The organism is Bacillus thuringiensis (assembly GCF_001182785.1).
GTDB classification, from domain to species: Bacteria; Bacillota; Bacilli; order Bacillales; family Bacillaceae_G; genus Bacillus_A; species Bacillus_A thuringiensis_S.
On record NZ_CP012099.1, the window covers coordinates 1938291 to 1951230 of the forward strand.

Below are 12940 nucleotides of genomic sequence, written 5' to 3' on the forward strand. Positions count from 1 at the left end.
GTTCATAATGGGTAAACTATTAAATTTGTTTCGTGATATGAAAGTAGCAAAAAAGCTATTAATTTCATTCTTTGTAATTTTAATTGCGGCTGTGTCTATTATCGGAGGCATGTCTTATCAAACAGCCAAAAAGAATTTTGAATCGCAAATTAAGAGTAGTGCCAACGACAATATAAAAATACTGGATAATTTAATCAATCAAATGATTGATGCAAAATTTAATGATGTGAATAATTTTGCACGGGTGATTCAGGGGAATATGTATCAAGGAGATAATCAGGATGAATTAAGAAAAATGTTATCTCAATATATAAATTTAAATAAAGATGTTGAACAAGTATATGTTGCCGGAAATGATAAAAAATTTGTACAAGAACCAAATATACAAATGGCAGCAGACTATGATCCAACAGAGCGTTCTTGGTATAAAGATGCGGTTGCAAAACAAGGTGGTATTGTTGTTACTGAGCCATATAAGGCAAAAGGAAATGGACATATTGTCGTAACAATCGCAAAACAAACAGAAGATAAAAATGGGGTTGTTGCGCTAGATTTAAGTTTAGATAATTTATTAAAAACATCAAAGTTAATTAATATTGGTAAAAAAGGATATGCCTTCATTTTAGATGGAAAGCAAAAAATAATTGCTCATCCACAAGAAAAATCAGGGGAAAAAGCGGCTGATTCTTGGGCAAAGAAAATTTATGAAGATAATCACGGTGCTTTTTCATATTCTTATGGCGGTAGTGAAAAGAATATGGTATTTGCTACAAATGTAAAAACAGGTTGGAAAATTGGTGGGACTATGTACTCAAGTGAAGTAATTGAAGCTGCTCAACCTGTATTTTATAATATGTTAATTGTTATGCTTATCTCATTAGTAATAGGTGGAGCACTTATTTATTTTGTAACACTTTCAATTACGAAGCCTTTAAAGAGATTAGTTGTTACCTCTAAAGAAATAAGTGAGGGGGATTTAACGCAAACAATTGAAATTCATTCTAATGATGAAATCGGCCAACTTGCTAAAGGCTTTAATGAGATGACGAATTCGTTACGGACGTTAATCGGAAGAATTAACGATTCAGCTGGGCATGTTGCAGCGGCATCAGAAGAGCTAACTGCAAGTGTAAGGCAAGCAAGTGAAGCGACTGAGCAAATCACAATCGCAATGGATGAAATATCAAGTGGGGCAACGACGCAAACAACAAGCGTAGAAAATGGCGCTATGTTACTGTTTAATGTAACGGAAGGAATTCAACATGTAGCAAATAGTTCATCATCTATTAATACGGCTTCTGCACATACTCGTGAAAAAGCAGAAGATGGTGGGAAATTAGTAGGAAGAACAGTAAACCAGATGCAGTCTATTACAGAATCTGTGTCACAATCAGATGCAGTTATACAATTACTAAATAATAAATCAAAACAAATTGGTGATATTTTAGAAGTAATTCAAAATATTGCAGATCAAACAAACCTTCTAGCTCTAAATGCGGCGATTGAAGCCGCAAGAGCCGGTGAGCATGGAAGAGGTTTCGCAATTGTTGCAGATGAAGTGCGTAAATTGGCAGAGCAGTCTAGCGTATCTTCTAGTGAAATTAGTAAATTAATATGTGAAATACAAGATGATATGGGTAAGACAGTCAAATCTATGAATCATGTAAATGAGGAAGTTCAATCTGGACTTGTTATCGCAAATGAAACGAAGCAAAACTTTGCTGAAATTTTACAATCTACAAATGAAATAGCTAATCAAATTAAGACGATGGTTGAAACGGCTAATGGAATGTCAAAAGGGGCAAATGAAGTATCTATCTCGGTAGGACAAATTGCAATGACAGCGCAAAATAATGCGACAAGCACACAAAATGTTGCGGCTTCAGCTGAAGAACAGCTAGCTTCGATGGAGGAAATTGGATCCGCAGCGGGCACGTTATCTCAAATGGCTGAAGAGTTACAAGGACTAATTGACAGATTTAAAGTTTAATAGAGAACAGACTATCCCCTAGTAGCATTATGCCACTAGAGGGTAGTCTGTTTTATTGTGTAAAATCAAATAGGGATGTAGACTTCCTTTATGACGTTTAAAATGGCATTTTGCATAATGTTTGTCGAAAAATAGAGGTATTTGTTAGCTTTGTGTATAATTATTAACGTATAGAATACAAATAAAAGGAGAGTATTATGGGAGTGTATTGGGGGACAAAAAGACATTCTTGGCTTAGTTACGTCTCATTTTGGCTAAGTATTTCATTTTTTATTGTTTTTCTAATTGAAGTGTTTATATTAAAAACACTTTCGAATAGCTCGGTACAAATTGTTAAATATTTTTATTTTATACTTGTACCAGTAAATATTTTTCTTAGTTTAAAGTTACTATTTAAGAAGAATGAAAAGAAAGCGTTACCTATTTTTAGTTTCATTGTCTCATTATTATTTGCAATTTTAATAATCGTATTAGTTTTAGCAGCTATAGGGAAGTTCTTTTAAGGGGAGTGGTATAAGTCACGCTCCTTTTTTATTTGTGTTAGTCTTACTATATATAAGTGTGAATGCTGTGAGCTAATAAAAGAAGAGAGTAGACAATATTTGTATGGATTAAAGTCTGACGTTATTTGAACTTGTAAGAGTGTATGGAGTAATGAGGTAATATACATAATAATGGAGATAGAGTTAGTTATTTTATAAGTATTTATAAAGCAAATGAATACGGTAAGAACGGTGATATATGGTACAATAGCTATGGATAGTGATAGAGATAAAGGGTATATAAAATACTCATCGTTTTTTAGTAAGAGAGGGGTTATCTTATGCTATACGAGGATTTGGAGACATTATTTCAAACAGCTCCGAAAGAAGATAGAGGCGGATGGAAATATATAATCCAAGAACAAAATGATACATATAAAATTGTTGATGAAATACTGAAAAATCAAATGAGTGTCGAATTGTATTTTAATGAATACGATGAGGTGAAAATCACTTTATATAAAGATGGAATTCCCATTACGACTATACAAAGAATTGTGATTTCAAAAGTTGAATTAGACGAAGATGAAGAAGGTATTCAATTTGTTTTAGAGCGCATGCCTAGTCGAATGATTCGGTTGCAATTAAAGCCATATTTAGCATTAGAAATGGGGCCGTACTGGGAAGTATGTGATGATTGTGAATGAACATAAAAAAGCATCCAATAACATGGATGCTTTTTTATGTTTTTTGAAGTTGTTTAAACGCAATGATTGGAAGTATAACAATACTTACCCATCCGATGATAGGATATAGAATGTGAAGTAAGTCACTGTAACCGATGTAACTAAAGCAATAACTAATTAGTAAAATGAAGAAAATAATATTGTTATTTTTCCACCCGGTAATAGATTGCATCTGTTTTGTCATTCCGAACACATTACCAACTAAAGTTGTGAAAACTTCACCGAAAATAATGAGAACGAAGAAGAAGTGAAAAGTTGCATTAAATCTTCTTATGACTTCAGCCATTGGGATGTTATATTGATAAAATTGATCAACTGATAAGATTGCTAAATGGCTGCATAATAAAATTAAAGAAAGTCCAGCACCACCTAAAATCCCACCCCAAAAAATGGCTTTTCGATCCTTTACTTCACTGGCTAATGGGACGAGAACACTTTGGGCGAGAGAAAGATTTAAGGCGACATATGTAATAGGGCTAGTAATCCATTTCATATTCCAACTCTCTGCAGGAATAGTGTTATTAATGGAAGGTGTACCGTGAAAAAAGGTTGTAATAGCAAGTCCGATAATAAAAATCATCATAATAGGTACGACAAGTGTATTTACTTCAAAAACACCTTGTAATCCGCGGCTACTTATAATGAGACAAGCGATAACTGTAATGAGAATACCGAGTTGTCTTGGTAAGCGAAGTTGCTCTTCAAATACTGCACCAGCCCCTGATAACATAACGCTCGTTACGCCGAATAAAACGAGTAATAATAATGTGTTTACAACATTCCCAAATACATCCCCAAATAAATATTTGTTAAATTCTTGCGCTGAAAATGCCCCGATTTGTGATGAAAGTAACATCATCTTTGTGCCGAGCCAAATAAAAAAAAATCCACTTACACATATGCCAATTGTCCCGTATAATCCATTCACTGTGAAAAATTCAACAATTTCTCGTCCAGTAGCAAATCCAGCTCCAACGACAGTTCCGATATAAGTAGCAGCTACTTTCTTTGCTACTTGCCATTGTTGATTGTCCATGTTATCCCTCTTTCTACTATGATGAGCTTGATGTACTATTATGCATATGTATGAGCTTGGACAATTAGACGTATGAAGTGTTTGAAAAAATACATGAATTAAATGATATTAGGGAAGTATTAAAGGTGTTAAAACTTTGTTACATATAAGCCGATTGTTCGAAAGGAAAGGGAATGTATGGTAAAATGTAATTAGGTTATTAAAAGATAAACATTACAAAATGATAAGAGGAGTGGATTGTATGAGTACGAAAACAAATGTTGTTGAAGTATTAAACAAGCAGGTAGCAAACTGGAATGTGTTATATGTGAAACTACATAATTATCACTGGTATGTGACAGGGCCACACTTCTTTACATTACATGAGAAATTTGAAGAGTTTTATAATGAAGCTGGAACGTATATTGATGAGTTAGCAGAACGTATTTTAGCTTTAGAAGGTAAACCGTTAGCGACAATGAAAGAATATCTTGCAACATCTAGTGTCAGCGAAGGGACAAGCAAAGAATCTGCAGAAGAAATGGTGCAAACATTAGTGAATGATTATTCTGCACTTATTCAAGAATTAAAAGAAGGTATGGAAGTTGCGGGTGAAGCTGGCGATGAAACATCAGCTGACATGCTGTTAGCAATTCATACAACATTAGAACAACATGTATGGATGCTAAGTGCATTCTTAAAATAACGATAAAAAATATAAAACCCATTGAAAAATTATTTCAATGGGTTTTTTTATGATTTTTCAGTTTTCTTTTATGCTATAATATAGTAAAAAGGAGGCGATGCGATGTTTCGCTTTTTCAGAACTGGAAAAGAAGAGCGGGAAATTACGAAAGATGAATTAGAACAAGCGATGGCTCAGTTTTTAGAAACGAATGCTAATATCGTTTATACAGTATTAGTAAATGAAGACTATACAGTAAATTATGATTTGTTAAAACCGTATTTACCTGCATTTCCAACAAATGATTTTCTCATAACGAAGGAAACGCTTGAGGTATTTGAACATACAGCAGAAAATTTAAACCTAGTGAAAGAAATTGATGTCGTACAAAAGGCAGTAGATCAATACGTAACAGAAAAAGAAATGTTCCCAATTGTTGAAGGTAGCGAAGATCGCCTCATATGCGGAATGAAACTAGGACCTTACTTAAATCGTAGCTTAAAAAGAGACTTATATATTTCAGAAAAACATTATTTAGTTTCAAGTAAACCAGATAGAAAAAAACAAAAGAGCGGGTAGACGTAATGAAAACAACAATACATATATTGTTGTCTTTTTTTGTTTGTTAAAATATTGATTTTTCAGTTTATTCTTATTTATACTAAATATATTGGAAAGGGAAGAGTAACTATTAAGCAACATTCTGAGAATAAGGTATTGTTAGCGTGGGCTATACAAAATGGTATAAAGATTTGAAAAATAAATATTATAATAGGTTTCGGGGGAATTGGTATATGAAAAATAGTATGACTTACATTCAATTATTAAATGAAACGTTACGCTGTTATGCAAATAAAGGAAGTTTTGAAGCGTACAATTATATAATGGAAAATGCTACAGGTGTAATAGGGAATGAGGCGCAAATATATAATTTTAAGTATGCGCTCGCAAGTGCATCGGGACTTGAAAAAGAAGCATTACATTTAATGAGAGAGGCCATTATAGAAAAGGGGTTCTGGTATGGAAATGAGTATTTAATTTCGGACGATGATTTAAAATCACTACATAAATTTGAAGAATTTCATACAATGGTTCAATTATGTAAAGAAAGAGAAGAATTAGCACATAAATCGGAAAGACCAGACGTGAAATATATATACAGCAAGAAAGAGGGAAATCTACTACTTACATTACACGGTGACCAAGAAAATATTCAAATAGCAGAGCCATATTGGAAATCAGTTTTGACACAAGATTACACGTTAGCTTTACCACAGTCTTCACAAATTCAGTTTTCAGATGGATTTGTTTGGGATGATCTTGAGAGAGGGAAAGGGGAATTAAAAGAGCATTACAATAAGTTTATAGAAAATCATACAGTAGAAAATGTAATCATTGGTGGTTTTTCTGCAGGGGCAAGAGTAGCTTTATATACGATTTTACAAAAAGATATAGATGTGGATGGTTTTATTTTTATGGCACCATGGCTTCCTGAGATTGAAGAATGGGATGAGTTGCTAAGAGTGCTGCAGGATAAACATATAAAAGGATATATAGTATGCGGGGATCAAGATGAAGATTGTTTCGAGTCCACGCAGCAATTTGTACAATTATTAAGAGATAAGAATATAAAACATAAGTATAAAGTTGTGCCTAACTTAGATCATGATTATCCTATTAACTTTGATGAACTATTAAAAGAAGCTATTGAATATATAGGAAATAAAAACAATAAGTAGTAAGAAAAAGAGATGCATCATATGTGATGCATCTCTTTTTAGAGTTATAAATTAAAAGCATTTGCAAGTAGGCGATAAGACTTTAATTTATGTTCAAATTGATGGGTAATCGTGACAATCATAAATTCGTCAGTATTGTATGCTTTGCTTAAGTTTATTATTTTTTCTTTTACAGAATACGGATCACCAACAATCATACGTTGACGATTTTCTTTTATACGGAATAAATCATAAGCACTGTATGAATAATTTTGAGCAGTTTCGATAGAAGGTGTACCAGTAGTTCGTTTTCCTTGCTCTAATAATAAGATTGATAAATCTAAACTAGAAGCAATTTTTTCCGCTTCTTCATTTGTTTCTCCGCATATAACAAAAATAGAAACGATTGACTTTGGTTTATCTCCTAAAAATGAAGGCTGATATTGTTCTTGGTAAGCCTTCATAACTTCAGGACCTCCGAATCCATTAATAAATTGCGCAAATGCGAAAGAAGCTCCGTTGTTTGCGGCAATTTTAGCGCTCTCTCCGCTAGAACCGAGCATCCACATTTCAGGAGATGTTGGGATAACTGGAGTGGCTTTTAAGTTTGCATAGTGATGGTTTTCTGGTACTTGATCATGTATGTACATTGCAACGTCTGCAATTTGTTCTGGATATTGATCAAGTGATACCATTTTCCCTTCTTGAAGTGCGCGAGTTGCTATTGGCATACCACCAGGAGCTCTACCAACACCGAGATCGATACGATTTGGATACAGTGCTTCTAAAACGCGGAAATTCTCAGCGACTTTATATGGGCTATAATGCGGTAACATAACACCACCTGAACCGACTCTAATACGGTCCGTTTTCGCGGCAATATGAGAAATAAGTATTTCTGGACTTGAACCAGCTAAGCTTACGGAATTATGATGTTCGGATACCCAAAAACGTGTGAATCCGAGTTTTTCAACTTCTTGTGCAAGCGTAACTGTATGTGAAAAAGCTTGGGCTGCTGTGCTACCATCTGAAATAGGTGATTGGTCTAATACACTTAACTTGATCATAGAATATACCTCTCAATCTTAATGTACATCCTATTATATATTTACTTATGAAAAATGCGTAGTGAAATGCTCAAAATGAAAAGTGGATAATCCTATTTCCGCTTTTAACGAGAAAATCCGCGTTCATAATGATTCATTTCGACCAGATTTAAAATATATTCATAGTTGTCAATTTCACATTTTAGCTGTTCACGTTCTTTTTCAGATAGTGTCATATTGCTAAGTTTTTTACATAAGTTTTGTTTCTTTAATTCTAAATGCTTTTTTGTAGCGTGGTAATCATAAGTATGTTTCATTTTTTAGTTACTCCTTCGTTGCGGTTGTTATATTATACGAGGCATAAAGAAATATGAAATCTGTCTCTTATGTACTTTTAGTGAATATTCAAATTTCAATAGTGTTATGTTTATGGGGATCTATGAATAAAATGCACTAAACCACTAACGTCTATTTGATGAAGTAAGGGGTGGAATTGTGCAGAAAGATATAATGTATAACACTGAAATGGATGAAGCGTTAAAAGTTATAGATAAAGGATTGAAGAAGACGATAAGTCCAAAACAAATTATTGTAGTGGGAGCTGGTATGGCTGGATTAGTTTCAGCATCTTTATTAAAGGCTGCAGGACATGATGTGAAAATTTTTGAAGCAAACAACCGGGTAGGTGGCCGTATAGAGACAGTTAGAATGGAAGATACCGGATTATATTTAGATGTCGGAGCAATGAGAATTCCGTATACACATACATTAACGATGGCATATATAAGAAAGTTTGGGCTACAGGTGAGTCCTTTTATTAATAGGAATGAGACGGATATTATCTATGTAAATGGACGGAAAACGACGTTGAAACAATATGAAAAGGATCCGAGTATTTTAAGGTATCCTGTGGAAATGAACGAAGTGGGAAAAACGTCTGAAGAACTATTGTTACTAGCAGTACAGCCGATAATAAATTTTATTAAAAGAAATCCAGAGAAAAATTGGGATGTTGTAGTGAAGGATTTTGGGAGATATTCCACAGGACAATTTTTGAAGTATCATCCTTATCAGTATAATACTTACTTTTCGCCAGTAACAATTGAGATGATCGGTGTTCTATTAGATCTAGAAGGTTTTTTAGAACGGTCGTTTGTAGAGACTTTACGCTTTCTATACATTATGCAAGAGGAGAGCGGATTTTGTGAAATTGTGGGCGGGAATGATAGATTACCAAAGTCATTTTTACCGCAATTAGAAGAAAATATTATATATAATCAAAAATTAATGAAGTTACATCAACACGATAATGGTGTGACAGCTTTCTATCGGAACGAGGAAACTTTTGAATATAGTAGTATTACAGGAGATTTAGTTATTGTTACTATCCCGTTTTCGACAATGCGTTTTGTAGAAGTAGATCCGTTTGATTCTATATCTCATGAAAAATGGAAAGCAATTCGTGAATTGCATTACATGCCTGCGACGAAAATAGGAATTCAATTTAAAAGCCGATTTTGGGAAGAACAAGGACAATTAGGTGGCAGAATTATAACAGATTTGCCAATTCGTTATGCCTATTATCCAAGTTATGGAATTGGAGAAAAAGGACCTGCTATGATGTTAGGTAGCTATACATGGTCTTATGACGCATTGTTATGGGATGGTTTATCAAAAGGCGATCGTATTTATTACGCCTTACACAACTTAGCAACAATATTAGGTGGTCAAGTGTATGATGAGTTCATATCTGGAATATCAAAAAGCTGGACATTGGATCCGTATGCGCTTGGAGGATTTGCGCTTTTTCAAGCAGGTCAAGAATCTGAGCTACAACCAGTGATTGTCAAACCAGAGGGGAGAATATTCTTCGCTGGAGATCATACAACGCTATATCACGGATGGATTCAAGGTGCGATTGAATCTGGAATTCGTGTAGCGATGGAAGTGAATGAGTAAAATGTGTTTAATTCAGAAAATTCTTTACTATATAACTTGAGATGGATATTATTATATATAAAAGAATTATAGGGAGTGTTTACAGTGAATCCGTTATTATTCGATTTTCCTTCTGAATTTTATACTGACAGGCTTTTTATTCGAATGCCGAAACCAAGAGATGGTAAAGTTGTATATGATGCAATTCAAGCTTCAATACAAGAACTAAAACCTTGGATGGTTTTTGCACAAAAAGAGCAAACAGAGGAAGAAATAGAAGAGAGTATTAGAAAATCGCATATTCAATTTTTGCAACGTGAGGATTTAAGATTACTAGTATTTTCGAAAGAAACAGGTGAATTTATTGCTTCAGCCGGATTACATCGTATTAATTGGGATATACCTCAATTTGAAATCGGATATTGGATTGATACAAGGTTTAGCGGAAAAGGCTATATGGTAGAGGCTGCGAAAGGTATAACGGATTACGCTTTTTCTGAATTGAAAGCAAACCGTGTAGAAATTCGTTGTGATTCTTTAAATAAGAAGAGTAGAGCGATACCTGAGAAATTAGGCTTTAAGTTAGAAGGTACGTTAGAAAGTGCGAGTGTTGCGGTAGATGGAAATGGATTAAGGGATATGTGTGTATTTGCAATGACGAGAAATACATATAAAAAAGAAGAGCTGTAAAGAAATGAACTGCACCCCAATTGTTAGACACAGTCTAACAATTGGAGGTGCAGTTTTTCTATGGCTAAATTTACAGCTGATGAAAAAATACAAATCGTTCTACGTTATTTGAACGGAAATGAAAGTTATCGAGAACTGGGTAGATCGCTCGGTATAAGTGACACAATCATTTTGAATTGGGTAAACCAATATAAACAGAATGGTCTGGAAGCTTTTCTAAAACGATGTACAAATTACACACAACAATTTAAACTAGACGTACTAAACTTTATGATTGAAAACGGTATGTCCTTATTTGAGACGGCAGCTATCTTTAATATTCCTGCCCCTTCAACGATTTCTGTTTGGAAAAAACAGCTCGAAACACAAGGAATTGATGCCCTTCAATCTAAGAAAAAGGGGCGTCCATCCATGAAAAAAGATTCAAATAAACAATTGAAACAACCTTTAGCTGAAGGATCAGTCGAAGCACTTGAAGCACGCATTAAACAGCTTGAGATGGAAAATGAGTACTTAAAAAAGTTAAATGCCTTAGTTCAAAACAAGGAAAAATCACAAAACAAGACAAAGCGCAAGTAGTCTATGAATTAAGGCATAAATATTCGGTCAAGGCACTCGTGGAGCTAGCTACTATTCCTCGAAGCACGTATTATGATTTAGTAAAGAAAATGAATCGTCCAGATGTAGATGCCGATTTGAAAGCTGAGATTAAAGCGATTTATGAGGAAAATGAAGGTCGTTATGGTTACCGTCGCATTCGTGATGAATTAACGAATCGTGGCCAGAAAGTGAACCACAAGAAGGTTCAGCGCATTATGAAAGAGCTTGGGTTAAAGTGTGTTGTGCGTATGAAGAAATATAAATCCTATAAAGGAAAAGTCGGTAGAATTGCACCTAATATTTTAGAGCGTAATTTTCATACAGATGCACCGAATCAAAAGTGGATAACAGACATCACAGAGTTTAAATTGTTTGGAGAAAAACTGTATGTATCACCTGTATTAGATTTGTATAATGGTGAAATTATTACCTATACAATTGGTTCTAGACCGACGTATTCGCTTGTTTCAGACATGTTAGAGAAAGCATTGGAACGTTTACCCGAAACCCACCAGCTACTGATGCATTCGGATCAAGGATGGCATTATCAAATGAGACAGTACGTCCGGACACTTGAATCAAGAGCTATCGTCCAGAGTATGTCTCGAAAAGGAAACTGTTACGACAACGCAGTAATAGAAAATTTCTTTGGGATTATGAAGTCGGAGTTCCTCTACATAAAAGAATTTGAAAATGTAGAGCACTTTAAAATAGAATTAGAAAAATATATAGATTATTATAATACGAAACGGATTAAGGCAAAATTAAAAATGAGCCCGGTACAATACCGGACTCACTTTTATCAAGCTGCCTAATGAAATAACCGTGTCTAACTTTTAGGGGTCACTTCAGAAACAGCTCTTCTTTTTGTGTATTATGGTACAGGATGTCCATTAGAGCTTTCGAAAATTGTAAACCATTGTTGACGATCTAAGTTAACGTTTGTAGCAAGAGCGGCCGTTTTTACGCGATCTAATTTACCAGAGCCAACGATTGGCATCATATTAGCTGGATGAGCAAGTAACCAAGCATACATAACCGTATCGATACTAGAAACACCTAGCTCAGTAGCAACTTTTTGCATAGTTTCGCGTACACGTACGGCACGTTCGGATTGACCAGTAAAAATTTCCCCACCAGCAAGAGGTGACCAAATCATTGGATTGATTCGTTTTTCTTGGCATAAATCAATTGTCCCTTTTTCAAAATGCTCAAGCTGCAATGCAGAAACTTCAATTTGGTTCGTAATAAGCGGGAAATCTAAGTACGAACTTAACATATTAAATTGTGAAGGTAAGAAGTTAGATACACCGAAGTGACGAACTTTTCCTTCTTGTTTTAATTGTGAAAATGCCTTTGCCACTTCATTTGGATCCATAAAAGGATCGGGACGATGAATAAGTAATACGTCAATATAATCTGTATGTAAATTTTTTAGTGATGCTTCTGCACTTTGAATAATGTGCTCTGCACTAGTATTGTAGTGAGCAACATATCGCTCTGGAAATTTCGGTGATGGGGGAGCGATTCCACACTTTGTAATAATTTGCATGTTGTCTCGTAAGGAAGGCTTTAATTGTAAAGCTTCTCCAAACAATCCTTCACACGTATATCCGCCGTAAATGTCAGCGTGATCAAAAGTAGTAATTCCCATATCCATACAATCTTCAATGAAAGAAAGTAATTCTTGTTTCGTCATATTCCATTCTGCTAAACGCCAAAATCCTTGAATAATACGAGAGAATTCTAGCGTTTCATTCATTTGAACTCGTTCCATTATAAGTACCCCCTTGATGAATAATTATTATTTTGAAAAGGCTTTCTTACTACGTATTATTATATAGTTTTGGGGGTGTACATACAATAAATATGTTTTGCTATAAAAACGATTTTTTCTATCATGCCTTTCGAGAGGACTCCCACCTCTAAACGTAAATGAAGGTGGTGAGGTGAATCGAAAGAAATATTTTATTTTCAAGCAAAAACAGAAACGTATGTTCCGTTTTTGCTATAATATCCTTAACAGGAGG

General features: G+C 34.4%; 13 protein-coding genes. 9 read left to right on the forward strand and 4 right to left on the reverse strand.

Features of this window, described 5'->3' with window-relative positions:
* Positions 1-7 precede the first annotated feature (7 nt).
* The 3 genes from AC241_RS10145 (at position 8) to AC241_RS10160 (ending at position 3179) form a co-directional block, all read left to right on the forward strand.
* Positions 8-1990, forward strand: a complete 1983-nt coding sequence (locus AC241_RS10145; RefSeq protein ID WP_050843324.1) for a HAMP domain-containing methyl-accepting chemotaxis protein — start codon at positions 8-10, stop codon at positions 1988-1990.
* Positions 1991-2187: 197 nt separating this feature from the next.
* Positions 2188-2493: a hypothetical protein gene (locus tag AC241_RS10155; protein ID WP_000539571.1), complete on the forward strand. Its 306-nt coding sequence runs from the start codon at positions 2188-2190 to the stop codon at positions 2491-2493.
* A gap of 320 nt (positions 2494-2813) precedes the next feature.
* The gene (locus tag AC241_RS10160) at positions 2814-3179 is read left to right on the forward strand and encodes a DUF3979 family protein (protein ID WP_000965063.1); all 366 of its coding nucleotides are present in this window, start codon (positions 2814-2816) and stop codon (positions 3177-3179) included.
* 34 nt (positions 3180-3213) lie between these two features.
* On the opposite strand, the gene AC241_RS10165 is transcribed toward AC241_RS10160, so the two are convergent.
* Positions 3214-4254, reverse strand: coding sequence for a YkvI family membrane protein (locus AC241_RS10165; protein ID WP_000370209.1), 1041 nt, complete (start codon positions 4252-4254; stop codon positions 3214-3216).
* A gap of 241 nt (positions 4255-4495) precedes the next feature.
* On the opposite strand from AC241_RS10165, the gene AC241_RS10170 reads away from it, so the two are divergent.
* The 3 genes from AC241_RS10170 to AC241_RS10180 all read left to right on the forward strand — a co-directional run bounded on the left by AC241_RS10170 (position 4496) and on the right by AC241_RS10180 (position 6657).
* On the forward strand, positions 4496-4939 hold the full coding sequence (locus AC241_RS10170; RefSeq protein WP_000105199.1) for a Dps family protein: 444 nt from the start codon (positions 4496-4498) through the stop codon (positions 4937-4939).
* 102 nt (positions 4940-5041) lie between these two features.
* Positions 5042-5497, forward strand: coding sequence for a DUF3939 domain-containing protein (locus tag AC241_RS10175; RefSeq protein ID WP_000488209.1), 456 nt, complete (start codon positions 5042-5044; stop codon positions 5495-5497).
* A gap of 215 nt (positions 5498-5712) precedes the next feature.
* Positions 5713-6657, forward strand: coding sequence for an alpha/beta hydrolase (locus AC241_RS10180; RefSeq protein WP_050843326.1), 945 nt, complete (start codon positions 5713-5715; stop codon positions 6655-6657).
* 44 nt (positions 6658-6701) lie between these two features.
* Here the strand turns inward: AC241_RS10180 and AC241_RS10185 are convergent, their stop codons facing one another.
* Both AC241_RS10185 and AC241_RS10190 read right to left on the reverse strand, forming a co-directional pair.
* Complete coding sequence (locus tag AC241_RS10185; RefSeq protein WP_048565063.1) at positions 6702-7703, reverse strand: LLM class flavin-dependent oxidoreductase; 1002 nt, start codon at positions 7701-7703, stop codon at positions 6702-6704.
* A gap of 104 nt (positions 7704-7807) precedes the next feature.
* Positions 7808-7999 (reverse strand): DUF3896 domain-containing protein, encoded by a 192-nt coding sequence (locus AC241_RS10190; protein ID WP_000683366.1) that lies wholly within the window; start codon positions 7997-7999, stop codon positions 7808-7810.
* Between the two features lie 178 nt (positions 8000-8177).
* On the opposite strand from AC241_RS10190, the gene AC241_RS10195 reads away from it, so the two are divergent.
* The 3 genes from AC241_RS10195 (at position 8178) to AC241_RS32815 (ending at position 11725) form a co-directional block, all read left to right on the forward strand.
* A complete protein-coding gene (locus AC241_RS10195; protein WP_048565062.1) occupies positions 8178-9641 on the forward strand; it encodes a flavin monoamine oxidase family protein in 1464 nt (487 codons plus the stop codon).
* 84 nt (positions 9642-9725) lie between these two features.
* A complete protein-coding gene (locus AC241_RS10200) occupies positions 9726-10310 on the forward strand; it encodes a GNAT family N-acetyltransferase (RefSeq protein WP_050843327.1) in 585 nt (194 codons plus the stop codon).
* Between the two features lie 60 nt (positions 10311-10370).
* A protein-coding gene (locus AC241_RS32815) for an IS3 family transposase (protein WP_155417044.1) occupies positions 10371-11725 on the forward strand; the annotation gives its coding sequence in 2 pieces (ribosomal slippage) (positions 10371-10824 and positions 10824-11725; 1356 coding nt in all).
* A 59-nt stretch (positions 11726-11784) separates the two neighbouring features.
* Here the strand turns inward: AC241_RS32815 and AC241_RS10215 are convergent.
* On the reverse strand, positions 11785-12687 hold the full coding sequence (locus tag AC241_RS10215) for an aldo/keto reductase (protein WP_016081969.1): 903 nt from the start codon (positions 12685-12687) through the stop codon (positions 11785-11787).
* Positions 12688-12940 lie beyond the last annotated feature (253 nt).